Source organism: Methylomonas sp. BG-2, from assembly GCF_057766305.1.
On the sequence record NZ_JBYMAP010000030.1, the window covers coordinates 1 to 26,779 of the forward strand.

26 protein-coding genes are annotated in these 26,779 nt (G+C 55.0%); 19 read left to right on the forward strand and 7 right to left on the reverse strand.

The features are described 5' to 3' along the window. Window positions 1–962: 962 nt before the first annotated feature. Both AC3B8H_RS04580 and AC3B8H_RS04585 read left to right on the forward strand, forming a co-directional pair. Window positions 963–1,682 (forward strand): Lcl C-terminal domain-containing protein, encoded by a 720-nt coding sequence (locus AC3B8H_RS04580; protein ID WP_488440440.1) that lies wholly within the window; start codon window positions 963–965, stop codon window positions 1,680–1,682. A gap of 157 nt (window positions 1,683–1,839) precedes the next feature. Further along, a complete protein-coding gene (locus AC3B8H_RS04585; protein ID WP_488440441.1) occupies window positions 1,840–2,574 on the forward strand; it encodes an Lcl C-terminal domain-containing protein in 735 nt (244 codons plus the stop codon). Window positions 2,575–3,050: 476 nt separating this feature from the next. On the opposite strand, the gene AC3B8H_RS04590 is transcribed toward AC3B8H_RS04585, so the two are convergent. The 4 genes from AC3B8H_RS04590 to AC3B8H_RS04605 form a co-directional block, all read right to left on the reverse strand. Beyond that, a complete protein-coding gene (locus tag AC3B8H_RS04590; protein ID WP_488440442.1) occupies window positions 3,051–3,842 on the reverse strand; it encodes an Lcl C-terminal domain-containing protein in 792 nt (263 codons plus the stop codon). Between the two features lie 682 nt (window positions 3,843–4,524). Continuing rightward, window positions 4,525–5,199, reverse strand: coding sequence for a hypothetical protein (locus tag AC3B8H_RS04595; RefSeq protein ID WP_488440443.1), 675 nt, complete (start codon window positions 5,197–5,199; stop codon window positions 4,525–4,527). 9 nt (window positions 5,200–5,208) lie between these two features. Then, on the reverse strand, window positions 5,209–5,763 hold the full coding sequence (locus AC3B8H_RS04600) for a cyclin-dependent kinase inhibitor 3 family protein (protein ID WP_488440444.1): 555 nt from the start codon (window positions 5,761–5,763) through the stop codon (window positions 5,209–5,211). Window positions 5,764–5,899: 136 nt separating this feature from the next. Continuing rightward, window positions 5,900–6,340, reverse strand: a complete 441-nt coding sequence (locus tag AC3B8H_RS04605) for a cupin domain-containing protein (RefSeq protein WP_488440445.1) — start codon at window positions 6,338–6,340, stop codon at window positions 5,900–5,902. A 294-nt stretch (window positions 6,341–6,634) separates the two neighbouring features. Here AC3B8H_RS04605 and AC3B8H_RS04610 point away from each other — a divergent pair, with 294 nt between their 5' ends. Then, window positions 6,635–7,276 (forward strand): methyltransferase, encoded by a 642-nt coding sequence (locus AC3B8H_RS04610; protein WP_488440446.1) that lies wholly within the window; start codon window positions 6,635–6,637, stop codon window positions 7,274–7,276. On the opposite strand, the gene ylqF is transcribed toward AC3B8H_RS04610, so the two are convergent. Next, window positions 7,273–8,220, reverse strand: a complete 948-nt coding sequence (ylqF, locus tag AC3B8H_RS04615; RefSeq protein ID WP_488440447.1) for a ribosome biogenesis GTPase YlqF — start codon at window positions 8,218–8,220, stop codon at window positions 7,273–7,275. The genes AC3B8H_RS04610 and ylqF overlap by 4 nt on opposite strands. Before the next feature lie 180 nt (window positions 8,221–8,400). Here ylqF and gap point away from each other — a divergent pair, with 180 nt between their 5' ends. Next, entirely contained in the window at window positions 8,401–9,414 is a 1,014-nt protein-coding gene (gap, locus tag AC3B8H_RS04620) for a type I glyceraldehyde-3-phosphate dehydrogenase (RefSeq protein ID WP_488440448.1), read from the forward strand. Window positions 9,415–9,423: 9 nt separating this feature from the next. Then, a complete protein-coding gene (gene pyk / locus AC3B8H_RS04625; RefSeq protein WP_488440449.1) occupies window positions 9,424–10,869 on the forward strand; it encodes a pyruvate kinase in 1,446 nt (481 codons plus the stop codon). Window positions 10,870–10,920: 51 nt separating this feature from the next. Here pyk and uvrD read toward each other — a convergent pair whose 3' ends face one another. Then, entirely contained in the window at window positions 10,921–13,089 is a 2,169-nt protein-coding gene (uvrD, locus tag AC3B8H_RS04630; protein ID WP_488440450.1) for a DNA helicase II, read from the reverse strand. A gap of 103 nt (window positions 13,090–13,192) precedes the next feature. On the opposite strand from uvrD, the gene AC3B8H_RS04635 reads away from it, so the two are divergent. Continuing rightward, window positions 13,193–13,423, forward strand: coding sequence for a YgaP family membrane protein (locus AC3B8H_RS04635; protein ID WP_488440451.1), 231 nt, complete (start codon window positions 13,193–13,195; stop codon window positions 13,421–13,423). A 42-nt stretch (window positions 13,424–13,465) separates the two neighbouring features. Here the strand turns inward: AC3B8H_RS04635 and AC3B8H_RS04640 are convergent, their stop codons facing one another. Then, on the reverse strand, window positions 13,466–13,897 hold the full coding sequence (locus tag AC3B8H_RS04640; protein ID WP_488440452.1) for an FxsA family protein: 432 nt from the start codon (window positions 13,895–13,897) through the stop codon (window positions 13,466–13,468). Between the two features lie 72 nt (window positions 13,898–13,969). Between AC3B8H_RS04640 and cutA the strand changes: the two genes are divergently transcribed. The 13 genes from cutA to fcl all read left to right on the forward strand — a co-directional run bounded on the left by cutA (window position 13,970) and on the right by fcl (window position 26,747). After that, window positions 13,970–14,287 (forward strand): divalent-cation tolerance protein CutA, encoded by a 318-nt coding sequence (gene cutA / locus AC3B8H_RS04645; RefSeq protein ID WP_488440453.1) that lies wholly within the window; start codon window positions 13,970–13,972, stop codon window positions 14,285–14,287. Next, complete coding sequence (locus AC3B8H_RS04650; RefSeq protein ID WP_488440454.1) at window positions 14,269–16,494, forward strand: protein-disulfide reductase DsbD; 2,226 nt, start codon at window positions 14,269–14,271, stop codon at window positions 16,492–16,494. Before cutA ends, AC3B8H_RS04650 begins: the two co-directional genes overlap by 19 nt. Further along, entirely contained in the window at window positions 16,491–17,021 is a 531-nt protein-coding gene (locus AC3B8H_RS04655; protein ID WP_488440455.1) for a TlpA family protein disulfide reductase, read from the forward strand. The genes AC3B8H_RS04650 and AC3B8H_RS04655 overlap by 4 nt, the downstream gene beginning before the upstream one ends. Before the next feature lie 113 nt (window positions 17,022–17,134). Next, a complete protein-coding gene (aroQ, locus tag AC3B8H_RS04660) occupies window positions 17,135–17,596 on the forward strand; it encodes a type II 3-dehydroquinate dehydratase (protein WP_488440456.1) in 462 nt (153 codons plus the stop codon). Continuing rightward, on the forward strand, window positions 17,586–18,032 hold the full coding sequence (gene accB / locus AC3B8H_RS04665; RefSeq protein WP_488440457.1) for an acetyl-CoA carboxylase biotin carboxyl carrier protein: 447 nt from the start codon (window positions 17,586–17,588) through the stop codon (window positions 18,030–18,032). Before aroQ ends, accB begins: the two co-directional genes overlap by 11 nt. A gap of 18 nt (window positions 18,033–18,050) precedes the next feature. After that, window positions 18,051–19,394 (forward strand): acetyl-CoA carboxylase biotin carboxylase subunit, encoded by a 1,344-nt coding sequence (gene accC, locus AC3B8H_RS04670; protein ID WP_488440458.1) that lies wholly within the window; start codon window positions 18,051–18,053, stop codon window positions 19,392–19,394. Between the two features lie 69 nt (window positions 19,395–19,463). Continuing rightward, window positions 19,464–20,348 (forward strand): 50S ribosomal protein L11 methyltransferase, encoded by an 885-nt coding sequence (gene prmA / locus AC3B8H_RS04675; RefSeq protein WP_488440459.1) that lies wholly within the window; start codon window positions 19,464–19,466, stop codon window positions 20,346–20,348. Window positions 20,349–20,351: 3 nt separating this feature from the next. After that, a complete protein-coding gene (locus AC3B8H_RS04680; protein WP_488440460.1) occupies window positions 20,352–20,975 on the forward strand; it encodes a zinc-ribbon and DUF3426 domain-containing protein in 624 nt (207 codons plus the stop codon). 6 nt (window positions 20,976–20,981) lie between these two features. After that, on the forward strand, window positions 20,982–22,178 hold the full coding sequence (locus AC3B8H_RS04685; protein ID WP_488440461.1) for a class I SAM-dependent rRNA methyltransferase: 1,197 nt from the start codon (window positions 20,982–20,984) through the stop codon (window positions 22,176–22,178). A 183-nt stretch (window positions 22,179–22,361) separates the two neighbouring features. Beyond that, on the forward strand, window positions 22,362–22,889 hold the full coding sequence (locus tag AC3B8H_RS04690) for a hypothetical protein (RefSeq protein ID WP_488440462.1): 528 nt from the start codon (window positions 22,362–22,364) through the stop codon (window positions 22,887–22,889). Window positions 22,890–22,994: 105 nt separating this feature from the next. Then, on the forward strand, window positions 22,995–24,593 hold the full coding sequence (gene xrtD, locus AC3B8H_RS04695; protein WP_488440463.1) for a VPLPA-CTERM-specific exosortase XrtD: 1,599 nt from the start codon (window positions 22,995–22,997) through the stop codon (window positions 24,591–24,593). 53 nt (window positions 24,594–24,646) lie between these two features. Then, window positions 24,647–25,768: a GDP-mannose 4,6-dehydratase gene (gene gmd / locus AC3B8H_RS04700; protein ID WP_488440464.1), complete on the forward strand. Its 1,122-nt coding sequence runs from the start codon at window positions 24,647–24,649 to the stop codon at window positions 25,766–25,768. Between the two features lie 13 nt (window positions 25,769–25,781). Continuing rightward, on the forward strand, window positions 25,782–26,747 hold the full coding sequence (gene fcl / locus AC3B8H_RS04705) for a GDP-L-fucose synthase (protein WP_488440465.1): 966 nt from the start codon (window positions 25,782–25,784) through the stop codon (window positions 26,745–26,747). The last annotated feature ends 32 nt before the right edge of the window (window positions 26,748–26,779 follow it).

The window sequence follows — 26,779 nt, forward strand, 5'->3', positions numbered from 1 at the left end:
GAGACTCGCGGGATCGGCCGATTGCCGGGATTGATCGGGCCGTGGCAGGGGCCGGCTTCTCGACGGTCAGGTATATAGGCGGGTAGTAAGGAGGGCGGTTGCAATTCCGCGGACCTTGAAAGGCGTTGGCCAAGGCACGGGCATGGGCGGTGCCGAACGGCTCGCGAGCACGGTTTTAGTCCTTGCCAAGCCGATTTTTCATGCTCCGGGGCGAAAGTCCTTTCTATTTGCCGCCGGCGACGAGGCTAGCGGCCGTTCCATGCCGTATTTTTATGTTGAAAACGCGTCCTTCAGCTATCCCTCGACATGTTTCCACTCTTCCGTGATGTGCCTCCAGCGTTCCGTGACGTGTTTCCGGAGTTCCATGACGTCCTTCCAACGCTCCGTGACGTGCTTCCACGTTTCGGTGAACTGCCAATCGCCGCAGGCCTTGCCGGCCGTGGCTGGCAGCGGTTTGCCCCCAACGTTGGAAACACGTGTAAAAACGGTTCGGGGACGGGCACCTAACTCGTCGTGCCGTCATCGACCTAAAGGTGTGCGCCGCTCCGCGCGACCAACTGTAATATTCAGCGTCTATCCTAGCGCGTAAACGGTGGCCCAGATTCGTTAAGTGCCAGGAACGGTAGTCTACGCGACAAAATCAGCATATGATAGCCGCTAATTAATTGAGCGGAAAACTTTTCCGAGCGCTATGATAAGCCGCGGTTGCGTAGGGGAAAGTTAGGCCGGTTTTTACTGCCTGCGGTCGCCGCCAGCCGCGTCATGACGAACACACCAAACCGGAGGGGCGCTATTGTTGGGTTAACTCGAAAATCCGCTCGCGAGTACCCCGTGGTTTGCGCTCTTAAATTGTGGCCTAGAGGACAGAGTAGAGCTCGAAACCTGTTTGCCCCGGCTCACGATGGCCTCAAAACGATATTCGATTGTCAATTTTTTTGTTCATCGACTGTAAGGAGAAACTCATGGATACCCGTAAAGCTTTAGCGGCCTTGTGCCTGCTGCTAAGCGTCAGCACGTTTGACGCCCACGCCAGTTTGACCAGTTATACCGGTACCGACGGTGCAGGCTTGGTCTACAGTAGCGTCAGCAACGTGACCTGGACGCAAGACGCCAATTTGTTCAAAACTCTGTCCAATGCCGACCATTCGCTGATTCGCCGGATCATCGAGACCACGCCTACCCTAACTGTCAGCGATTTCGGCAGTTTTAACGTCAATATTCCTTCTTCAGGCTTTCTAAGCTGGTGGGGGGCTATTGCTTTCGCCGATTACTTGAACAGCATCAACTACGGCGGCAGCCACCAATGGCGCTTACCGACCAGTAATGCCATTGCCGGTTTTAACGGTACGGCCGGCAACGAACTAGGCCAATTGTTTTACAGCGAATTGAACGGTATCGCCGGCAAGTTTATTCCCAACACCCCGACCTTCGTCAATGAAGAGCCGGTGCCGTACTGGGCGGGTACCGCGGACATACCCTTATTCCCGGCCGCGGCGTGGGGCTTTGACGCCCGAAAAGGCGCCCAGGGCTTTGATGAAAAGAGTCGCGGGCATTTGGTTTGGCTGGTTAGTCCGGGGCAAGTGAGCTCGGTGCCGATACCTGGCGCGTTAGGCTTGTTTGGAAGCGGGTTGATGGGATTGCTGGGTTTAAGGAGAAAAACCAGTTTTCTTTGTATTTCCTAAGGTTACATTGAAGCAATCCATTTTCGCGGGCGCTTCAACCCCGACATCGCGGTATTGGCGAATAGCGCCCCATGGTCGCTTGGCCGTGTTCGGCGTTAGCGGGGTGGGATGAAGCCGAGCCATCGCGTGCATTCCCTAAATCCTAAGGAGTTTAATCATGACACTAAGACTAGTTAATTTCGGCGTTTTGCTTGGGGCGGCCGCTTTCAACGCCAACGCCGCACTGATCAGCTTTACCGGTGCCGGCGACGTTGGTTTGGTCTACAGCAGCGTCAGCAACGTGACCTGGACGCAAGACGCCAATTTGTTGGGTACACTGGAAAACAAGTTTGGTTTCCGAAAGGTGATTAGCGCCATTATCGCTGCTAGCCCTACCGTTAGCGACACCCCCAATTTTTATGACAGCTATACCGGCACTTACACCGTGAAAACCACCGATTTTTCCTCGGACGGTAGAGCGAACTGGTTTGGCGCGCAAGCTTTTATAGGCTTACTAAACCGGGCTCGCTATGGCGGCAGTTCGCAATGGCGCTTGCCAACCAGCAATGCCATCGACGGATACGACGGTAGCGCCGGCAACGAACTGGGCCAATTGGTTTATCAAGAATTAGATGGCACAGTGTCAAATTCCATCCCCAATACCGACACCTTCGACCACGAGCAAGCCTCGTCGTATTGGTCTGGTACCGAGAATGCGGATATTCCCTCCTCCGCGTGGTTTTTTGAAGCCTATAACGGTAGTCAGGCCGCTCACCGCAAGACCTACCAACACTACGTCTGGGCGGTTAGCCCCGGATTAGTGTCGGCCGTGCCGGTGCCCAGCGCGGCTTGGCTGATGGGCACCGGTCTGTTGGGATGGTTGGGTCTAAAACGGCGCGGACGGGTTGGGTAGCAGGCATATTCGGCGATTGGATTTTGCTTCGCCAGCCGTTGGGAATTGCCCCCAGTGTAAGTTTTTAGCGCGTATCGCCCGATGCATTGATTCGGGCTTTCAAGTATGAATCGACCGGCGCGATCCCTTCTGCTTCGTTAGGGGAGGGCGCCGGTCGTTGGTCGTGTGCAAGCGAATTGAATGGTAGCTTCCAACGAGCGAATCCAATGAACCCCACTCTTTACAGGGACTCTTGCGCGTCAGTGACACCGGCTGAGCCTATCGTTGCTTGGCTCAGCGGTTACCGTAATCGCTTCGTACGCTATGCTTGCCGATTTATTCGATCTGGGAATTTTCCGCGCGTTCGATTGATCGCTGTGCGTCGGGAAGGGTTTTAGGCGGCTTGCGAACCATAAGAGTCAGATACCCAATCTCGTTGAATGACTGCTTTAACCTTTACAGCGCCCAATCAGAACCAAATCACCCGAATAACCAAATTATCCAGCATTGCCCCGTCGTTTCAGGCCGAGTAACCCCACCAGTCCAGTCCCAAACAGCCACACGGCGCCCGGTACCGGCACGGCGGCCACTTGTCCTGGGCTGACTGCCCATGCGTAGAACATGTTTGACTTATTGTTGTTGTACTGGCTGGCAAAGTAGCGATCGAAGCTCCACGCCCTATTTGGATCTGGCGCATATTCCGTACCAGTCCAGTAATTACTCCATCTGAAGGTGAGGTCAAAAGGATTCCTGCCCAGTTCGCTGTAGTACAATTGGAGAAGTTCACTGTCGGTTGGGGTGTATCCGTTTTGCGGATTACTGCCGGCACTCGGCAAGCGCCATTGGTTACTGCCACCATAGTTGATACTATTCAGGTAATTGATGAAAGCGTTCGCACCCCACCAGGTCATTTTGCCGGCCAAGGTGTCGAAATCGCCCGCGTCGATGGTTTTCCAACCCATGGATGGATCGTTATACCTTGGGGTAACACTGGCAATTTGGCTGACCAAATCGTGGTTAGCGTCGTGAAGGGTTTCGAATAGGTTGCCGTACCGGGTCCAGGTGATGTTGTTGCCGTCGCTGTAAAGCAAGCTAACGTTGCCTGCACCGGTGTAGCTGACCAAATTGTGGATTTCTAATATCTCGACGTTAGGGACATAGGCGGTAATGCAGGCGCAAATGGTAACCCAGTTGCTTGTATCGATTGTATCTGTAACTGAGGCGTTGGCGTTGAAGCTGGCAGCACTCATCAGTAGACCGGCAGCCAATAATGGTTGTTTCAAAAGCATGTATTTATTCCTTATTAATACTGTCAAAAAAAGCGTAAATCCTACCCTATTGTCCGCAATGCCCACGAGCGTGGGCTCACACGATTCACGGCCATTAAAAAGTTGGGGCATTGGGGCATAACGGCCTGACATAACTCAGTCCGCAAGTTAACCTATCTTCAGTTATTTTTGAGAATTACGTCAAGCTGTACTTTTGGCTAAGTTAAGTTTGCGCACCAAGCGAACGGTTTTTGTGTGATACCGGCGACAGCTATCAATTTGTTTTCTAACGTTCGGGGCTTGTTAGCGTAGCCCGCGTAGCCGCGATTAGCGTTAGCGTAATCGCGGGAATGGTTGCTCCCACGGTGTCGCGCAAAATCAATCTGCCGTATCAATAAGTCGTTTTGATGGCGATTAAAAAGGTCTGAGTATAAATAATAGGTAATTTGCCGGCTTAGCTATACGGAAAGATTGGTTGGCGACTTATTTCCGCGATTACGCTGACGCTAATCGCGGCTACGATTAAATGTCGGTTGTCCGGCAACTTGCCGACCTTGGTTTCGCAAAGCATCCGGCGGCTTTTGGCCGTATCCCGACCCAGGGAGTCATTCAGCATTTTGGCCAGCCCGTACCTTGTTATTGGGCTTTGGAGTCGCGCCGGTTGAGCCGTCGAGTTCCGAGATTACAACACCCAGAGCGCTACTCAGCGCCTCGACAATCGTCCCAACATATCTGCTGTGCGGGCGATCATTTTGTCGGCGAGCGCTTGCGATCCGCCGTTGGCTAACACGACATGGCGGATGGCGTCGTTTGGAATGCGAGCGACGACTAGGATGGCTTGTTCGATTTGTTCCGGCGTCATCGCTGCGAACAGTTTGACGGCGTGAGGGTTGGCGTCGTCGCGGCGCAAAACCTCGAGTTCGTCGACGCAGGTGCCGAATGCCTTGCCCTTTGGATCGCCCTGGGCGCGGAAGGCTAGGGCGCCGCCGACATCCAGCGTCAGGACTTGGCCGCCGACAACGCCCTGGTTGTCGCCGTTAAAGCCGGCGGCGTCCCAGTTGGCGGTCCAGGCATGCACGCCGAACCATCGCCGGGCTTGTTCGCGCTCGCTGTCGGTCAAATGAGCCACGCATTTCTTTTCCAGTGTGAGCCATTCGGTGGCGATTTGATCGGGTGCCGCCGTGGTCACGTAGTTTAGGGTCGGCGCGCCGGCCAGTCGGTAAAGTTGGGCGGCAAGCCATTCGTTGCGGGCATGGGCGACCGACTCCAGCGTCTTCACGTAATAGCGTTGGCCGTTGCCGTCTTGATAAACGCCGGCCGGATTGCTGCCGAGTTGGCCACTGACCCGTTGCAGGCTGGCGGTATCGAGGGCTGTCATGCCGGTACGTCAGGGAATCGGCCGGGTATGGCGAACCAGCGCCAGTTGCGCCGGGGTTTCGATGGCGCCCTTGCGGGCGTGGCGCACCGCGTGGATTGCCGCTTCCGGGTCCATGCCCAGTTCCACCAGCAGCCGCGCGGCGATCATGCCGGCCCGGCCCAGGCCGCCCTTGCAATGCACCAGCAGGTCGTCGCCGTTGCGCAAGCGTCGGCGGATGTCGGCGCCTTGGCTTAGCCATTGTTGTTCGAAGGCCGGGGTGGGCACGGAGTAATCGGCGATCGGCAGATGCAGCCATTCGATGCCGCGTCCGCGAATTTCATGGCCGAGTTGCGGGACCTTGAGCGCGGTCAGTTCGGCCGGTTCCACCAGGGTTAATATCAGCTTGGCGCCCCAGGCGGCGATGGCGTCCAAATCGACGCCGAGATCGCGCTCCCAGCTGCCGGTATGGGCAAAGCGGTCGTGCTTGCCGGGGCAAAACGTGATGCCGATCCGTCCGTGCGACGGGCTGGCGCGCACTTCGGCAATCTGTAGCGGGTGGGTGTGGCTGGTCCGCGTTCCGGCCATGGCGCTAATCTCGGCGGTGTTGTTGATGCGCGCGAGTCTAGCACGAAGGCCGCGAACAGTGCGGAATCGTCGCTGCAACAGTCCCGGCGGAATTGGCCGAGCGAAGTTCGCCCGGCCTTGGGTGTCGGGGCGGTCCTCAACCGGTTAACGCTTGTTGCGCGTTGTATAAATCGATGAAGTCCGGCACTGCCAGAGAGCCGATCACGTTGGCGTCGTCGTCGAGGATTTCGTAGAGCAGGCCGCTGCCGCGGATGCTGAACAACAGGACCACGTCGATGTCGCCGCCGCCTTCCCGATGCGGCTCATCACTGGCGGGACTGACGGTATAGCGGCCGGTCGGCCGGACTTCCTTCAAGCTGCCGTCGGCGTGATACAGACGGTGCTCGCCTTGGATAACGAAAATATGGTTGGGCGCCTTGTGGCGATGCAGCACGATTTGCTGGCCGGCGGCGAATTTGAAGAGTACGTCGATAATGTTGGCCTCGCTATCGATGTGCAGAATGAAATAGTGCAAATGGTCGAATCCGGCCAGGGTTTGCCAGCGGATTTGACTGTCGTCGAAATTATGGATGTTCATCGGGATGTTCTCGAAAGTGGATTGGGAGAGATTGCCCGGCCGGCGAACGGTCGGGACTCGCGGAGTTTAGGCGCTTGGACGCGCGCGGTAAGTCGAGATTTGCCTGGAATTACCGGGCAAATTGCCCGTGATTGATAGGCGAGCGGCGCCCAGGGTGGAATCGGGTTGAATCGGGGTTTGGGATGAATGCCGGCCGGCTCGGGTTTGAGCCGGCGGCGGGATTTGCGGTAGCATGCCGGGTGAATCGACCGTTCCCTTTAACTACCTATTATGCCGCCTATGAAACCGTTGGATATGAGCATCGAAGCTCGCACGCTGGAACTCGCCCATTACTTGGAAAAACAGCCTTACATCACCGAGCTGGACGGAATTACGTTGAAAATCGCCAAAAACGTGTTTCCGTCCGATTTCGGGCTGACCAGCTCGTTTTTCGGCAATTTCATGCTGCGACAACCGCCCGCCGAAACGGCGTTGGACATGGGCTGCGGTAGCGGCTATTTCGCGTTTCTTTTGAAAAAGATGGGCTGCGAGCATGTGATGGGCGTGGATTTCAATCGGGATGCGGTGCTGTGCACGTTGGAAAATACCCGGTTGAATCCGGATCTGAGGCCGATCGACTTTCTGCACAGCGATTTATTCGCCGACGTGCCGCGGCGGCTGTTCGACCTGATCGTGTTCAATTTCAATTATTACCCTTGCGACGGTACTTTTGGCCTGAACGAGGACGGCGGCCGCGAGATATTGAAACGGTTTTTTCATCAAGTGAAGGACTACATTAGCGACCACACCCGGATCTACATTCCCTATTCGGAGTTTGTCGGCGAAGAGCACGATCCGAAACACATCGCCCCGGAATTCGGTTTTTCGGTGACGTTGGAGGAAAGTACCGTCAATCATGCCGGCGAGCATTACATTTATAAAGTGATGAAAGCCTAATCCGCGCGTGTTTCCGCCGGCGAGGTTGATTGCGACCCGTTACCCCGCCGCTTCGTCGCTTGCTTGGCGGCTTTTTCTTCCCGCAACGCCGCGACGTCTTGTAGTTCGCGTTCGATCATGTCCGGGGTTTCCAGGCTGATCCGGCCCAGCGTGCCGGCTCGAAGTTCGGTCAACAGCAGCTTGGCGGCCTTGTCCAATTCCACGACGCCGCCGCTACGCAGGCAGCCGCGTTTGGCGCCGATCGCTTGCAGTACGGCCAGCGCCTCGCTCGGCAGTGGTTCCAGCCGGTAGCGGGTTTTCAGCAGCTCGGGGTAGGTTTGGGTCAGGTATTCCAACGCATAGAGGGCGATGTCGTCGTGCTGGAACGCGGTGTCCTTGATCGCGCCGGTCACGGCCAAGCGGTAGCCGCCGTGACGGTTCTCGACGTTGGGCCACAATACGCCCGGCGTGTCGGACAGCACCAGGTTATTGCTCAGGTTGATGCGTTGTTGGCGTTTGGTAACGGCCGGTTCGTTGCCGGTCTTGGCAATGGTTCGGCCGGCCAGGATGTTGATGATCGTCGATTTGCCGACATTCGGGATGCCCATGATCATCGTCCGCATGACTTTGCCGGCCGCCAGTTTGTCGGCCAGCATTTTGTGGCATAGATCGACGATTTGCCTGACCTTGTCGGTTTGCTGGCTGGTGAGGGCCAGGGTTTTGACGCCTTGTTCGCGTTCCAGAAAGTCCCGCCAAAGTGGGGTGACCTCGGGATCGGCCAAGTCGGTCTTGTTGAGGATGCGTATGGTCGGTTTGTCGCCGCGTAGCCGCGCCAGCATCGGATTTTGGCTGCTGTAGGGAATGCGGGCGTCGAGAATTTCGATCAACAAGTCGATGTCGGGCAAGGCTTCCTTGATCTCTTTGCTGGCCTTGTGCATATGGCCGGGGTACCACTGGATATTCATGGTCGGGTCGTATTTGCGGAATCGGCGCCCATTGTAACTCAAGCCGACGCCGGTCCCCGCCTTGCCGCGCGGTTGCGCGGTAGACGTTGTTTGTCGGGGTTTGCTACAATCGGCGCTATTTTTAGTGCTTTTGGCACATCTTGAAGTTAGTCCTTCACACACATCCCCGGAGAAAACTCTATGGCAATTAAAGTTGCAATTAACGGTTACGGTCGTATCGGTCGCAATGTCTTGCGCGCGTTGTACGAATCTGGTCGCACCAACGAGATTCAAATCGTCGCGATCAACGATTTGGGCGATTCCAAAACCAATGCACACTTGACCAAGTACGACACCGTGCACGGTAAATTCCCGTTCGATGTCTCCGTCGATGGCGATTACATCGTGGTCAACGGCGACCGCATCCGGGTTCTGGCCGAGCGCGATCCGGCTAAATTGCCTTGGGCCGAGCTGGGTATCGACGTGGTTCACGAGTGTACCGGTTTCTTTACCAGCAAAGCCAAGGCGTCCGCTCACCTCACCGCCGGCGCCAAAAAAGTCATCATCTCCGCGCCGGGCGGTAACGATGTCGACGCCACCGTGGTTTACGGCGTCAACCACACCAGCCTGAAAGCGAGCGACACCGTCATTTCCAACGCGTCTTGCACCACCAACTGCTTGGCGCCGCTGGTCAAGCCGTTGATCGACACCATCGGCGTCGACCACGGTTTGATGACCACGATCCACTCCTACACCAACGACCAAGTGCTGACCGATGTCTATCACAGCGACTTGCACCGCGCGCGTTCCGCGACTCAATCGATGATCCCGACCAAAACCGGCGCGGCCGCCGCGGTTGGTTTGGTATTGCCGGACATGAAAGGTAAATTGGACGGTTTCGCGATGCGCGTGCCGACCATTAACGTGTCGGTAGTCGATTTGTGCTTCCAAGCGTCTCGCAATACCACCAAGGAAGAAATCGACGGCATCCTGCGCGAAGCGGCCAACGGTTCCCTGAAAGGTATCCTGGCGATCAACGACGAGCCTTTGGTGTCTTCGGATTTCAACCACAACCCGCATTCCTCCATCTACGAAGCGGGTCTGACCAAAGTGACCGGCGGCAACTTCGTCAAAGTCCTGTCCTGGTACGACAACGAGTGGGGCTTCTCTAACCGGATGCTGGACACTACCGTCGCTTTGTACAACGCCAAATAAAGGGAATACATGCAGTTACGTAGAACAAAAATCCTAGCGACGCTGGGACCCGCCACGGACAAACCCGGCGTGCTTGAAGATTTGTTCAAGGCAGGCATCGATGTTGTCCGTTTAAATTTCTCGCATGGTTCGGCGCAAGATCATATCGATCGCGCCAACCGGGTTCGGGAGTTGAGCAAAAAGAGCGGCCGGCGGGTCGGCATTCTGGCCGACTTGCAAGGCCCTAAAATTCGTATCGAGCGCTTCAAGGAAAATAAGGTCTGGTTGGAAGAAGGCCAGGACTTCGCGCTGGATATCAACCTCGGCAAACTTGATGGCGACAATACCCAAGTCGGCATCAGCTACGAGCCTCTGGCTCGCGAAGTCAAGCCGGGCACCCGCTTGTTGCTGGATGATGGCCGGGTGGTGCTGGACGTGGTGAATGTCATCGACAATGCCCGGGTCAATACCAAGGTCGTCGTCGGTGGCGATCTGTCCAACAACAAAGGTATCAACTTGTTGGGCGGCGGTTTATCGGCGGCGGCGTTGACCGACAAGGACAAGGAAGACATCAAGACCATCGCGATCATCCAGGCGGATTACGTGGCGATTTCGTTCCCACGTACCGCAGACGACATGCACGAAGCGCGCGCCTTGCTGCTGGCCGCCGGCTCCACCGCGGGTTTGGTCGCTAAGGTCGAGCGAGCCGAAGCGATGGAAGTCATCGACGAAATCATCATGGCCTCGGACGCCATCATGGTGGCGCGCGGCGACTTGGGCGTGGAAATCGGCGATGCCAATCTGCCGGCGGCGCAAAAGCATTTGATCAAACGCTCCCGCGAACTGAACCGGGCGGTGATCACCGCGACCCAGATGATGGAGTCGATGATCGAAAACCCGATTCCGACGCGCGCCGAGGTATTTGACGTTGCCAACGCGATCGTCGACGGCACCGATGCGATCATGTTGTCGGCGGAAACCGCGTCCGGCAAGCATCCGGTCAAAACGGTCGAAGCGATGGTGCGCATCTGCATGGAAACCGAGAAGCAGCCGGCGGTGATCAAGTCCAAGCACCGGATGACCGATAGCTTTGCGCATGTGGATGAGGCGATCGCGATGTCGGCGATGTACATGGCCAACCACACCAAGATCAGCGGGATCGCTTCGTTGACCGAGACCGGCTCGACGCCGTTGTGGATGTCGCGGATCAGCTCGGGCATTCCGATCTACGCGTTTAGCAGTCACGAGAAAACCTTGGGCCGGGTGACTTTATATCGCGGCGTGTTCCCGATTCCGTTTACCCACGAGAAAATGGCGAACGCCGAGGTTAACCGCTATATCATCGAAAAATTAAGAAACCGCGGCCTAGTCGTTGACGGCGATTCGTTCATCATCACCAAGGGCGATGCCACCGGTCACAGCGGCGGCACCAACTCACTGAAAGTCATTACCGTGCACGAAGACTTCGCCGGTTAATCGACGTTATGCCCTAAGCCGCCGCTCGAAAGACTTCGGGCGGCGGCTTTTTTATGCCTTGTCCAATTTGGCGTAAGCCAGCATCAGCCATTTGATGCCGACGTTGCGAAAATTGATCTGCACTTTTTCCTGGGCACCGCTGCCCTCGGTTTGCAACACCACGCCTTCGCCGAATTTCTCGTGTCGGACCGTCTGACCCAGTCGAAAACTGGCGCTTTGATCGGTCATCGAGCCCAGCATGGCCGGGCCGGACGTGGCCGGCCGGGTCACGTTGGCGCGCAGGCGGATTTCGGTCAGTGCCTCCGGCGGAATTTCCCGAAGAAAGCGGGAGGGTCTCGGATAGCTGTCTTTGCCGTATAAGCGGCGCGACTCGGCGTAGGTCAAATACAGTTGCCGCATCGCGCGGGTAATGCCGACATAACATAGCCGGCGCTCTTCCTGGAGGCGGCCGGGTTCGTCCACTGCTTGCTGCGATGGAAACAGGCCTTCCTCCATGCCGACCAGAAACACCAGTTTGAACTCCAGGCCCTTGGCCGAGTGTAGCGTCATCAATTGCACGCAATCCTGATCGGCTTCGCCCTGCATTTCGCCGGCCTCCAGCGCGGCGTGCGCCAAAAACATATCCAGCTCGGACAGGTTTTCGGCGTTTTCGCTGTCGTAGTCGAACAGCTTGGCGGCGTTGACCAACTCTTCCAGGTTTTCGACCCTGGCCTCGCCTTTGTCCTGTTTTTCCTTTTTATACAGCTCGATCAGGCCGCTGGCTTCGACGGCGTGTTTAACCGTTTCGTAAAGCGTCAAGCCGGCGGTTGCCAAGTCGATGGCCTGGACCAAATTCATGAAACCTTGCAAGGCGTTGGCGGCGCGAGCGCTCAATTGCTTTTCGTCCAGCATGCGCTCGGCGGCTTGCCAAAGCGAAACCCCGCGTTCCCGCGCCAAAAGACGCATGTCATCCAAGGTTTTCGCGCCGATGCCGCGCGCCGGGGTGTTGACGACCCGCTCGAACGAGGCATCGTCGTCCCGGTGGCCGGACAAGCGCAAATAGGCCAGGGCGTTCTTGATTTCCATCCGTTCGAAAAAGCGCAGGCCGCCGTAGACCCGGTAGGGCACGGCCGTGGTCATCAGGCGTTCCTCGAATTGCCGGGATTGGGCGTTGGAGCGGTAAAGAATCGCGACCTCGCTACGCAGGCCGCCGTCGCGGATCCATTGCTTGATTTTCTCGACGACGAAATAGGCCTCGTCCTGCTCGTTGAAGGCTGCGTAAACGCCTATCGCGTGGCCGTCACCGGCGGACGTCCACAATTCCTTGCCCATCCGGTTATCGTTGTTGGCGATTAGGACGTTGGCGGCTTTTAAAATATGGCCGGTGGAGCGATAGTTTTGCTCCAATCTGACGATGCCGTGGGCCGGATAGTGCTTTTGGAAGGCGTAAATGTTTTCGATCTTGGCGCCCCGCCAACCGTAAATGGATTGGTCGTCGTCGCCGACCACGAACAGATTGTTGTTGCCTTCGGTCAGCAGGCGCAGCCAAGCGTACTGAATGGTGTTGGTGTCTTGAAACTCGTCGACATGGACTTGTTTGAAGCGCTCGCGGTAAAAGGCCAGTAGATCCTCGTTGTCGCGCAGGAGTTCGTGGGCTCGCAGCAGCAGTTCGGCGAAGTCAACCAGGCCGGAGCGGTCGCACAGCTCTTCGTAGGCCAGATAGATACGCTGCATTTGCCGGTGGTAAAAGTCGTCTGCTTGCGCTAGGTGGCGGGCGCGGATGCCTTCGTCCTTTTGGGCGTTGATGAACCATTGCACTTGCTTGGCCGGCCATTTGCTGTCGTCCAACTCCAGGCTTTTCAGCAGGCGTTTGACGATGCGCAATTGATCGTCGCTATCCATGACCTGAAAAGTCTCGGGCAGCTTGGCTTGCTTGGCGTGCTGGCGCAGCAGGCGGTGAGCCAGCCCGTGAAAGGTGCCTATCCACATCGCGCGCGCCGAGGTGTTCAACAAATCCTCGATGCGGTGGCGCATTTCGTTGGCGGCCTTGTTGGTGAAGGTCACGGCCAGGATGTGGTAGGGCGAGATGTGGTTGATTTGTACGTGCCAGGCGATGCGATGCACCAAAACTCGGGTTTTGCCGCTGCCGGCTCCCGCCAGGACCAGCGTGGCCTGCATCGGCGCGGACACGGCCAGGCGCTGATCGTCGTTCAGCGGCGCGATTATCGTTGAGACGTCCATTTTAATAACTTGCAGATTTTGGGGAGCTGTGTATATTTGCGGGCTCTTGAGGGAAAGCCTTGCGTCAGGACTAACAATAAATACTACACAGAGAGGATTGGAGATGAGCTTCGATTATAAACGTTTGATTAAGTTTGAACACAATATCGGCGACAAAGATAAGAAAGTCCGCATGGTTTCCGGCATCGTACTGGTGTTTGTGTCGCTGTTTACCGCCAGCGTCCTGATGTTGCTGGTCGGCGGCGCTCTGATCGCCACCAGTTATTTCGGATGGTGCCCGGCGTATTCCGGCTTCGACAAAAATACCCTGAATCAAAACGCCGACAGCCAATAATGTCGTTCCGGCGGCCGATGGCGCGAGCCCTGGGTCGCCGGTTTAGTCCTGTTTTTTGTATTCGCCGTCAATGACAACCCGCTGAGCATCGGCGGCGGAACCACCCGACATCGGTACCAAACAACGTTCCAACACGTATTGGGCGATTTTTCGGCGCAATCCCGGCACCAAACAGGCGAAGCCGATCGCGTCGGTAAAAAAACCCGGTGTCAGCAGTAGCGCGCCGCCAACCAATAAAATCGGACCTTCAATCATTTCGTAAGCCGGAATCTCGCCTTGCCGCAATGCCGTTTGAAAGCGTTGCCAGGTTGCGAACCCTTGCGTGCGCAGCAACCAAGTCCCGAGCGCGGCGGTAAAAATGACCAGAAATATCGTCGGCAAGACGCCGATGATGCCGCCAACCATCAGTAACAGGTAAATTTCCACGAACGGGACGATCAAAATAATGGCTAACAGGATGGGCAAGGGTTTCATGGCGGTCTCAATCGGCGAAAAAAACCAGCAATACTAAAAGCATGGCCGGCGGATTTCCAGGATAATATCGATATGCCATTGTTAATTTTCTGTACTTGCCCGGATGCCGACACCGCCGAGCATCTGGCGCGCGAACTGGTTGCCGCGAAATTGGCGGCTTGCGTCAACATCTTGCCGGGCGTTCGCTCGGTGTACGCATGGCAGGGGGCAATCGAATCGGCCGGGGAACATTTGCTGCTGATTAAAAGTCATCGCGAGCGCTACATGGAGTTGGAAGCCTTGCTGAAGCAACGGCATCCCTACGACGTGCCGGAAATTATCGCGCTGCCGATCGAACGCGGTTCGGCGGATTATTTAAACTGGATGAATTCATGTCTTGCTATCGATTGATCTCGCTGTTTCTGCTGTTTGCGTTCTTCGCTGACGCGGCGGCGCTGGACAGTCAGGATTTCCTGCCGCCCGACCAAGCCTTTCGTTTAACGGTCGCCGCCAGCGACACCGAGCATGTGGCACTGAACTGGCAAATTGCCGACGGGTATCATTTATATCGGGACAAGATCAAGTTTCAGTCGCGGACCGAGTCGATTGCCCTCGCCGCGGCGCCGTTACCGACTGGCGCGGAGGAGCACGACGCGACGCTTGGCGAGGTCGTCGTCTATCGCGACAATCTGGACGTCAAATTGCCGTTGGTCAACAGCGCTCGCGAGCGGCAGTTGAAGTTGCTGGTCAAATATCAAGGTTGCGCGGATGTCGGGGTGTGTTATCCGCCGCAGAAAGTCGTATTGGATATCGACTTGCCGGTCGCGACGGTCGCGGCCGCGGCGACAGGTGGTTTAAACCAATTCGTGCAGGGTCTCAAAGGCCTGACGCCGGGGCTGTTTTCCAGCGAACTATTGCCGCCGGAGCAAGCTTTTCAGTTCTTCGCCGAGCCGGTGGGTGGAAATCTGTTGCGGGTGAATTGGCGCATTGCCGACGGATATTACTTGTATAAGGATAAGCTGGCCTTGCAACTTAAGGCGCCGGCCCGCGCCGCGCTGACGCCGTTGCAATTGCCGGAAGGCGAGGCCTACCACGACGAGGAGTTCGGTCAGGTGCAAATTTACCGGCGCGGTATCAGCGTGGATGTCCCGCTGACGCGCGATAATCGCGCCGCTGAAACCTTGCAAGTACTGGCCAAGTTTCAAGGCTGCGCCGATCGAGGCGTCTGCTACCCGCCGATGCAACAAGTCGTCGAGGTGGCGTTGCCGGAACTCCCTGAATCGGTGGGTCTTCAAGGTGCTGTCGCGGCAACGGCGCCGGCGGTGTCCGAGCAGGATCGCATTGTCGATGCCTTGCGCCGCGACAGTTTGCCGTTGACTTGGCTGAGTTTCTTCGGCTTCGGTCTATTGCTGGCCTTTACGCCTTGCGTGTTTCCGATGATTCCGATTTTGTCCGGCATTATTGTCGGTCATGGCGACATCGGTACACGCAAGGCATTCTTGTTGTCGTTGAGCTATGTTTTGGCGTCGGCGACGATGTATACCGCATTCGGGGTATTGGCGGCCCTGTTCGGCAGTAATTTACAGGCAACCTTTCAGCAGCCTTGGGTGATTGCGGTGTTTGCCGGTTTGTTCGTGTTGCTGTCGTTGTCGATGTTCGGATTCTACAATCTGGAAGTGCCGAAGGTGTTGCAGGAACGCTTGCATCGTTCCAGCGACCGCCATCGGGACGGTTCGTATTGGGGCGCGGCGATCATGGGGGCTTTGTCTTCGCTGGTGGTTGGCCCCTGCGTTGCCGCACCGCTGGCGGCGGCCTTGATCTATATCGGTCAGACCGGCGATGTCTGGTTGGGCGGGTCGGCTTTGTTCGCGATGGGCTTGGGCATGGGCATGCCGCTACTGCTGGTAGGCGCATCCGCCGGCCGATTGTTGCCCAAGGCCGGTGCGTGGCTGAATACCACCAAGAGTGTGTTCGGCGTATTGATGCTGGCGGTGGCGGTTTGGATGTTGGCGCGGGTGATTCCAGCCGAAGCGGCGATGTTTTTATATGCAACGTTGTTGGTCATTCCCGCGATCTTTTTGAGCGCTATCGACCCGTTGCCGGACTCGGCGTCGGGCTGGCGCAAGCTGTGGAAAGGCGTTGGGATCATCCTGCTGGTGCTGGGCATCTTGGAGTTAATCGGTTTGAGCGCCGGCAACACCAATCCCCTGCAGCCGATGCGGGGCGTATTTGCCGCGGTAAAGCCGGAGGTCGCCTCCAAGCCACTATTCGAACGGGTCAAGACCGTGGCCGAACTCGATCAACGTATCCGGCAAGCCGCGTCGGCCGGCAAGCCGGTCATGCTGGATTTCTATGCCGAGTGGTGCATCTCCTGCAAGGAAATGGAAGCCTATACTTTTGCGGATGCGGCCGTGAAGCCAGTGTTAGCCGGGTTCGTGTTACTGCAAGCCGATGTGACCGAAAATTCCGATGCCGATCAGGCTTTGCTAAAACGCTTCGATTTAATCGGTCCGCCCGGCATTATTTTTTTCGGGGCCGACGGTCGGGAGAAAGCTGATCGCCGGGTGATCGGCTACCAAGATGCCGCGACTTTTTTACAAACATTGAAAAGCTTATGACCCGAAAATTTGCGATGGTGTCGGTCGGCGTCCTGATTGGGCTCGTGGCTCTGGGAGGCGGATGGTACTTCCGCGCGCATCAGTCCGCGCCCGCTAGCGAAGCATCCCTGGCGGCCGACTTCACGTTGCCGGATTTGGACGACAAGCCGCAAACCTTAAGCCAATGGCGCGGCGATATCGTCATCGTCAATTTTTGGGCGACTTGGTGTCCGCCATGCTTAAAGGAGATGCCGGAGTTCGTCAAAATTCAGCAGGAATTTGGCGGGCGCGGCGTGCGCTTTGTCGGCGTCGCGATCGAAGACAAGCCTCCGGTCATCGAATACTTGCAGCGCCGGCCGGTCAATTATCCGATTTTAATCGGCGGCGAGAGCGGGATCGCGCTGGCTCATCAGTTGGGCAACGTGATAAACACCGTGCCGTTCACGGTCATCATCGACCGGCAAGGCCGGATCGTGCATCGCCAGCTCGGCGAGTTGACGCGAAGCCAGGCGTTGGAAGTACTGGAAGCGCTGCTGTCGGAAAAATAAGCGATTTGTCCGGAAAATGTCGTCTTATTTGATGTAAATCAGTTTATCTGGACAAAAACCCACAAATTAGGCAGAATTCCCGCCTGTTCGATCAACTTTCGTTTTATTTTTGCATGGCGATTATCACCGTTCTAAACGGACCCAATTTGAACCTGTTAGGTGTCCGGGAACCGGGAATTTACGGCAAGCAAACCTTGAGCGACATACATCAGAAACTCGATCGTTTGGCCGCCGATTTAGGCCATCGCTTGGATTTCATGCAGAGCAATGCCGAACACGAAGTGATCAACCATATTCATCAGGCATACCAGCGTGGCGTAGACTTCATCTTGATCAACCCCGCCGCTTTTACCCATACCAGCGTGGCAATCCGCGACGCTTTGCTGGCCACCAAGATTGCCTTCATCGAAGTGCATTTGTCCAATGTGCATGCCCGCGAGCCGTTCCGTAGCCACTCTTACTTTTCCGATATCGCCGTCGGCGTCATTTGCGGATTGGGAGCGCACGGTTACGAATTGGCTTTGCAAGCCGCCCATCAGATTTTATTAGCGAGAACTCAGAACAATGGATATTAGAAAAATAAAAAAATTGATCGATCTTATCGAAGAATCCGATATTGCTGAGATAGAAATTAGCGAGGGCGAGGAGTCGGTACGCATCAGTCGGTATTCTTCATCGGCGCCGGCACCGGTGTTTTCTCAAGCGCCGGCTCCGGTAGCCGCCGCCCCGGCAGCGACCGCGGCACCCGCCGCTGCTCCGGCCGAAGAAGTCGTCAGCGGCCATGTCGTCAAATCGCCGATGGTCGGTACTTTTTACCGTTCCGCGTCGCCGGGTTCGGCGGCCTTTGTTGAGGTCGGCCAAACCGTCAGCGTTGGTCAAACGCTGTGCATCATTGAAGCGATGAAAATCCTTAATCAGATCGAAGCAGACAAGAGCGGCAAGGTTAAACAAATTCTGGTTGAAAACGCCCATCCGGTCGAATACGGCCAACCTTTGTTCATTATCGAATAACGGACTATAGGGGGGGGTATGTTCGAAAAAATAGTTATCGCCAATCGCGGCGAGATCGCATTGCGCATCTTGAGAGCCTGTCGTGAGCTGGGCGTAAAAACCGTAGCGGTGTATTCCGAAGCCGACCGCGATCTGAAACACGTGCGTTTGGCGGACGAAGCTGTCTGTATTGGTCCCGCCGCGTCGTCGGCAAGTTATCTGAATATCCCGGCCATCATCAGCGCGGCGGAGGTGACCGATGCCGAGGCAATACATCCGGGGTACGGCTTTTTGTCGGAAAACGCCGATTTTTCGGAGAAAGTCAGCCAAAGCGGGTTTGTCTTCATCGGGCCAAAACCGGACACGATCCGAATGATGGGCGATAAAATTTCCGCGAAAAAAGCGATGCAGGCTGCGGGGATTCCCTGCGTGCCGGGCAATGGCGATCCGCTGGGCGACGATGACGATACCAACCTGAAAATGGCCAGGGAAATCGGATATCCGGTGATCATTAAAGCGGCCGGCGGCGGTGGCGGACGCGGCATGCGTACCGTACACACCGAGAGCGCGTTGTTGAACGCCATCAATCTGACCAAGGCCGAGGCCGGCACTGCGTTCGGCAACAGCACGGTCTATATGGAAAAATTTCTGGAAGATCCGCGGCATATCGAATTTCAGGTCTTGGCCGATTCCCACGGCAACGCCATACATCTGGGCGAGCGGGATTGCTCGATGCAGCGCCGCCACCAGAAAGTGGTCGAGGAAGCGCCCGCGCCGGGCATTACGCCGGCACAGCGCAAACAGATGGGTGAACGTTGCGCGCTGGCTTGCCGAGAAATCGGTTATTTGGGCGCCGGTACCTTCGAATTTTTATACGAAAAAGGCGAGTTTTACTTCATCGAGATGAATACGCGGGTTCAGGTCGAGCATCCGGTGACCGAGATGATCACCGGCTTCGATATCGTCAAGGAACAACTGCGCATCGCAGCGGGCGAGAAACTATCGATTACCCAGGAACAGGTCGTATTTACCGGCCATGCGATCGAATGTCGGTTGAATGCCGAGGATCCCAAGACCTTTATGCCTTGCCCAGGAGTAATAGAACAATTTCATATGCCGGGCGGTCCGGGGATACGTTGCGAGACGCACATTTACAATGGTTATAAAGTGCCGCCGTATTACGATTCCATGATAGGGAAGTTGATTGCCCACGGCGACGACCGGGCCAGTGCAATTGCCCGAATGAAGACCGCGCTCAGCGAAATGGTGATAGACGGCATTAAAACCAACATTCCGTTGCAGCAGAGTATCATGGCCGACGCGGCATTCGCGCAAGGCTGCCAAAACATCCATTATCTGGAAAAGAAACTGGGTATCCATTAACCTAACCCGCTTCGCGGCCTGTTAGCCTGTATACGGTAACCGGCCGGAGGCTCCTTCCGCGACTTCTTTATGGCCTGGCATCAGATTTCCGTCGTGACCGACGAAGTCACCGCACCCGAGGTATCCGACTTCTTCAGCGAGTTGGGCGCAGTTTCAGTGACTTATAGTGACGCCGAAGATGAGCCGGTTTACGAGCCGGCCATTGATCAAACCAAGATCTGGAGCCGTACCCGGGTCACAGGCCTGTTTGAGTTGGACACCGATCCGGATATCGTGCACACATTGACATTCAACCAGTTTGTCGGGAGGCCGCTTCAGGAATGGGTAGCGGAAGTGCTGCAGGATCAGGTTTGGGAACGGGCCTGGATGGAGCATTTTCAGCCAATGAAGTTCGGTGAGCGCTTATGGGTTTGTCCCAGCGGCCAGACGCGGAGCGAACCCGGTACGGTGTGTATGACCTTGGATCCCGGCTTGGCCTTCGGTACCGGTACCCACCCCACCACGGCATTGTGTCTGGAATGGCTGGCGACGCATCCGGTCGAAGCCATGGAGTTAATCGACTACGGTTGCGGGTCGGGGATTTTGGCGGTTGCCGGTTTGTTGTTGGGCGGCAAGTACGCCCACGCTGTCGATATTGATCCGCAAGCGCTGGAAGCGAGTCGCTACAACGCCGCGAAGAACTTTGTTCAAACCAGAATCCATTACTATTTGCCCGAACAGTTTTCCAACACTATCGGCGATATAGTCATCGCGAACATACTCGCCAAGCCGCTGATAGAACTGGCGCCGTTATTGACTGGTCTGGTGCGGCCGGGCGGGGTGTTGGTCTTGTCGGGGATTTTGAACGAACAGGCGGAAGCCGTGGCCGAAGCCTATCGACAACAAGGATTGGAAGTCGGGACGCCAATCAGCAAGGACGATTGGTGTCGGTTGGATGCCCGCAAAGTCGGGTGATGCATGCTCATCCGCTGCCCGCATTGTCATATTCGCCAAGCGATCAGCACCGATGAATTGAGAAGTAGCCAGGGCCCGCTGATTTGTAGCGGTTGTGGCTGCTGTTTCGACGTGTTATCGGCGCTGAGTGGTGGTCCGAGTTCTGATTCGGCGCGGATTTCCGCACAAGCGGGGTGGAGCCGGTCATCCAAGTTTTGGGGCTACGCTTCGTTGGCGATGTTGGCCTTGTTGATTGGGCAAATGTTCTATTTCGAAGGCGCCGCTTTGACCAATCGGCCCGCCAGTCGCGGCGTATTGTTAGCTGTATGTTCGGTATTGCATTGTCAACTGCCCACGTACCGAAACCCCAAGGTAATGACTTTTCATCAATTAAGTTTGCAAGTTGGGGCGGACCGTAGCTACTGGCTCAGTGGTGCTCTGTCCAATCGGGGACGGTTTCCGCAAGCAGTGCCTGATTTACGGTTGACGCTGACCGATTTCTCCGGAAACGTAATCGCGCAGCGGGTGTTTAGGGCTGAACAATATCTTGAATCGACGATGTCGTACCCGGATCAGACCAAACCGTTTCGCTTACAGTTCGCCGCGCCTGCGACATCCGTCGCCGGCTATGCAGTAAATTTACTTTGACTCGGCATGACTTACCCGCAACTTTTTCTAAAAAAGCACGAAGACAAGCGCCTGCGGCAAGGCCACCTTTGGGTGTTTAGCAATGAAATTGACAGCCAAAAATCGCCATTGGATGGCTTCTCGCCCGGCGATTTGGTGTGCGTGGCCGATCATGCGGGCAATGCTTTGGGTATAGCTTACTTGAATCCGCATGCGTTGATTTGCGCTCGGCTACTCACCCGGAAAGCCAATGTTAAAATTGGCGAAAAATTTTTTAGACAGCGTTTGCGGCAGGCGTTGGCATTGCGCGAGCGCTTGTTCGATCGACCTTATTACCGCATGGTGTTCGGCGAAAGCGACGGATTGCCCGGTTTGGTGATCGATCGCTACGGTTCGGTTTTATCCGTGCAAATAACCACGATAGGCATGGAATGTCACGTCGAGCTTTTGGTCGGTTTGTTGGTTGAATTTTTGGCCCCGGACGCAGTCCTGCTGAAGAACGACACCGGTCAACGCGAGTTGGAAGGCTTGAACACGGAAGCGCGGCTGGCGTTTGGAAGGCTGCCCGAGCGATTGGAAATTGTCGAGAACGGTACCCGCTTTTTGATCGACGTGGCGGCCGGGCAAAAGACCGGTTGGTTTTACGATCATCGCAATGCCAGGGCGCGTTTCGCCGCGATAGCCAAGGACGCCAGGGTTTTGGATTTATTCAGCTATGCCGGCGGTTGGGGAATCCAAGCGGCGGTAGCAGGGGCGGCGGCAGTATGTTGCGTCGATAGTTCGGAGTCGGCCCTGGCGTTGGCGGCCGCCAGCGCGGGCTTGAACGGCGTTGCCGATAAGGTGAGCTTTATCCGAAGCGATGTGTTCGAATTTCTCAAGCAAGCGCGGGAAGGACGGCAGCGCTACGACGCGATCGTGCTGGATCCGCCGGCTTTGATCAAGCGTAAAAAAGATTTCAAGTCCGGGTACGAGGCCTACCGCCGTTTGAACCAGCTGGCGTTGCAAGTGCTGGAAGCCGACGGCATTTTGGTGTCCGCTTCTTGCTCTCATCATCTGAGCCGGGATAACCTACAGGAGATTCTGAGGTCGTCGGCCAGGCACATTGATCGGCATTTGGTGTTTTTCGGCGCGGATGGTCAGGGAGGCGATCACCCAATTCATCCGGCTGTTCCGGAAACAGAGTATTTAAAAACGTTTTTTTGCGCTGTTTCGCCGAGTTTGTGAGCTAGCGATGCCGTCAGCGAAGCCCAACCCATGCACGCTATGCGGCCAACCGGTAAAGGTTGGCGGCTTCAAACTGCTGACCGAGGATGGGCTCAAACGATTTTGCTGCGAAGGTTGCCGCAGTATTTTCCAATTGCTCAATGCCGAGCAAACTATAACAACAATACCCGAGGAGAAACTTAGATGAAAGCCTGCGAGTCCTGCGCGGAACGCGTCAGAATTGGATGCCGTCACCAGCAAATGCCCGTCATTTCCAGAGCGATTGGTCTGCTATTCATATATTTGCCGATTTTGACGCTACCATTTGTGATCCTCAGTGCGTATTTGACCTACTGGAGTTTAAAACTGGTCGGCGCTGAAAACGTGAAAACTTGGAGCGATTTTTTGCCGGATCGGGCCAGTCATCGCTATAACTTAAAGAACCAAATCACAATGGATGGGTCGTTTAAGTTCAGCATGGCCCAGTCCAAATTGTTTTGGATCTTGAATTGCACTTGGTATTGCCCTTACAGCGTCGCGCTGTTCGAATGGCACGCCTACATGGTCAAAGTCGTTGAAAATTGGTGGTGCCCGTTCACTCACGATCGCAAAAACGGATACACGAACGGCGCGATCGATCAGTCGTTTTGGCATATTTATCCGGAAGAAAAGGCTAAATTGCATGAGGACGATAAAAACAATCCCATTTTTAACGAGGCTGCGGAAGAGTAATTCGGATGTCATCCGCGGTTCACGTTGAGCTGGGAAAATGTCCGATGTTCAGCTGGAGGCCCTGACTGGCAGAGGCTTTTTATAATTTTTGGAATTTCAAACGGAATGAATACGGAAACAAATAAACCAATATTGGTCTGGGCTTTGTGGGGTGGTGCTCTTCTGTTGCTCGGTTTGGCGTTTCGCGGCAGCATCGACGACATGATGACGACTTGGACGAAAAGGGAGGAGTACAGCCATGGATTTTTTATTCCGTGCATTTCCGCCTACCTGCTTTGGATTCGCAGGCATGAACTGACCTGGGTTGGTGACATTCGGCAGTCCCTAGCGGGGATGGGCTTGTTGGTCATCGCGTTGCTACTGTTGGTGCTCGGCGGCCTGGCGACCGTGAAAACCTTGGAGCAGTACGGGTTGATTTTGGCCTTGGTCGCGGTTTTTACGGCCGCGTTCGGAACGCGGGGCTTACGCACTGGCGCGATGCCGCTGTTGTTCTTGATCTTCATGGTGCCGTTCCCGGACTTCATCCTGAACAATTTGTCTTCCAAATTGCAATTGATCTCCTCCTGGCTCGGCGTGGAATTTATCCGCGCCTGCGACATCATGGTGTATTTAGAGGGGAACGTCATCGATCTGGGTGTCTATAAACTACAAGTAGTCGACGCTTGTAGCGGCCTGCGCTATTTGTTTCCGCTGGCCAGTCTGGCGTTTTTATGCGCCTATCTCTTTAAGGGCCCGTTTTGGCAAAAATTGCTGATCTTTTTGTCATCCATGCCGCTGACCATTTTCATGAACAGCTTTCGTATCGGGGTTATTGGCGTGCTAGTCGATAACTGGGGAACCGATATGGCCGAGGGCTTTTTGCACGATTTCGAAGGCTGGGCGGTGTTTTTGTTGTGCATGGTGTTGCTGTTCGTCGAAATGTGGGTCTTTAGCCGAATCAGTGGTCGCCGCCTCTCAATGAACGAGTTGGTGCAAATTCCCGAAGAATGGGGACAGGCTTCTTCTCGAATGCCGCCAGCGGTGTTAAATGTCTCAGTTTACGCGGTGCTCTTTTTGGCGGTTTTAGGCGGGCTCGCCTCGGAGAAATTCAAGGGCCGAGAGGATATTATTCCTCAGCGTAAAGCTTTTCTGCATTTCCCGACTCAATTAGGCGATTGGCGAGGCCATAACGACTATCTGACACAATATTATTTGAACGAATTGAAATTAACGGATTACGTCATCGTTAACTTTCTGCAACAAGGTACCCGCAATTCAATCAACTTTTACAGTGCCTATTACCAGTCGCAACGTAAAGGCGCGGTCGTACATTCGCCGCGCAGCTGTATTCCGGGTGACGGCTGGCAAATCGTCAGTTTTGAACAACGTGAGTTTCCGGAATTTCGAATAGGCGACGAAGCGGTCAAGCTTAGCCGCGCGATCATCCAAAAAGGCGATAGTCGACAATTGGTCTATTTTTGGTTTCATCAGCGAGGTCGTCAGGTCACCAACGAGTTTCTGGTCAAGTGGTACTTGTTTTACGACGCGATCACGTTAAATCGTACCGACGGGGCCTTGATTCGTCTGGTAACTCCCGTCGATAAAGTCGAGGATATTGCGCTTGCGGACAGGCGCTTGCAGGATTTTATGAAGTCGCTGTTACCGGTGTTGCCCGAGTACTTGCCGGGCAAAAATGTCGTTCCGACCGTTCAATCGTCAGATTAAGATCAAGTTTCATTAAAATTTTAGTAACAGTACCCCATGGTAGAGGAGCAATAGTGAATAGAAAGAAAGCGTTGGTCACTGGGATCACCGGACAGGACGGTTCGTATCTGGCAGAGTTTTTGTTGGAAAAAGGCTATGAAGTGCATGGGATCAAGCGGCGGTCTTCGTTGTTTAACACCGAGCGGGTCGATCATATTTACCAGGATCCACATATTCGCGATCCGAAGTTTTTTCTGCATTACGGCGATTTGACCGACAGCTCCAATCTGACCCGGATTTTGAGCGAAATTCGGCCGGACGAGGTGTATAACTTGGGGGCAATGAGCCACGTTGCGGTATCTTTTGAGTCGCCCGAATATACCGCGGATGTCGATGCGATTGGTACGCTTAGGTTGCTCGAAGCCATTCGCTTTTTAGGCATGGAGAAACAGACTCGGTTTTATCAGGCCTCGACTTCCGAACTCTATGGCTTGGTTCAGGAAATCCCGCAAAAGGAGACCACTCCGTTCTATCCCCGGTCCCCTTACGCGGTTGCCAAACTATATGCGTACTGGATCACCGTAAATTACCGGGAAGCTTACGGGATGTATGCGTGTAATGGCATTTTGTTCAATCACGAATCCCCGCGTCGCGGCGAAACCTTTGTTACCCGGAAAATTACCCGTGGCCTCAGTAATATAGCCATCGGTTTGGATAGCTGCTTATTCATGGGGAATATGGATTCACTCAGGGACTGGGGCCATGCGAAAGATTATGTGCGGATGCAGTGGATGATGTTGCAGCAAGAGCAGCCCGACGACTTCGTTATTGCCACCGGGGTTCAATATTCCGTAAGACAATTTATCGAAATGTCTGCGGGCGAATTGGGGGTGACGATTCGCTGGGAAGGCAGTGGCGTCGAAGAAAAAGGTTATGTTGAATCAATCGTTGGCGACAAGGCGCCAGCGCTACGAGTGGGACAGAATATAGTTGCGATCGACCCAAGATATTTTAGGCCAGCAGAGGTCGAAACCTTGTTGGGCGATCCAACCAAGGCAAAAGAAAAGCTAGGTTGGGTGCCGCAAATTACACTAGCGGAAATGGTATCGGAAATGGTGGCGTACGATCTTGAGCAAGCACGCAAACACGCGCTGTTGAAGGATCAGGGTTACAACGTTTCCGTAAGTCGGGAGTAAGGCGGTGGCCGATATGGATAAAAAAGTCTTTTTGGCCGGACATCGGGGGATGGTCGGTTCTGCTATTCATCGGCAACTGTTGGACGCCGGCTATCGGAATGTGGTTGTCAAGACTCATGCGGAATTGGATTTAACCGATCAGGAGCAGGTTCGTCGGTTTATGCAGCATGAGCGTCCACAGCTGGTGATATTGGCGGCGGCAAAGGTAGGGGGCATCCACGCGAATAACGAATATCCAGCGGAGTTCATCTATCAAAACTTGATGATGGAAGCCAATGTAATCCACGAAGCGTGGCGTTCAGGGTGCCAGGACCTGCTGTTTTTAGGAAGTTCGTGCATTTATCCAAAATATGCCGCGCAACCTATGGCAGAAAGCGCACTGCTGACGGGCGTTTTAGAGCAGACCAACGAGCCTTACGCAATCGCGAAAATTGCAGGGATCAAGCTTTGCGAGTCATACAATCGACAATACGGCACGGATTATCGATCAGTAATGCCAACCAATCTATATGGTGAAAACGATAATTTTCATCTTGACAATAGTCATGTTATCCCTGCAATGATCCGTAAATTCCACGATGCGAAGGTTAACGGGGACCCTAGCGTTACAGTTTGGGGGACGGGCAAGGCCATGCGTGAATTTTTGCATGTCGAGGATATGGCTGCGGCGTGCTTGTATATCATGGGGTTGGAGAAGCAGCATTACCAATCAGTCACCGAACCAATGTTGTCTCATATCAATGTGGGAACCGGTGTTGATGTAACGATACGTGAGTTAGCCGAAACGATTGGCGCTGTTGTAGGGTTTGATGGTGAGATCATTTGGGATACCACTAAGCCCGACGGCACACCACGCAAATTGATGGATAGCTCCAAAATTAGGGCACTTGGTTGGCAGCCGAAATTCGACTTGGTTTCTGGATTAAGCGTTACTTACCAGTGGTTTGTGGAAAATCAAGGACGGTTTAAGAATCACTGATTTGAGTTATTTGGGTGGCATAAAAATTAAAA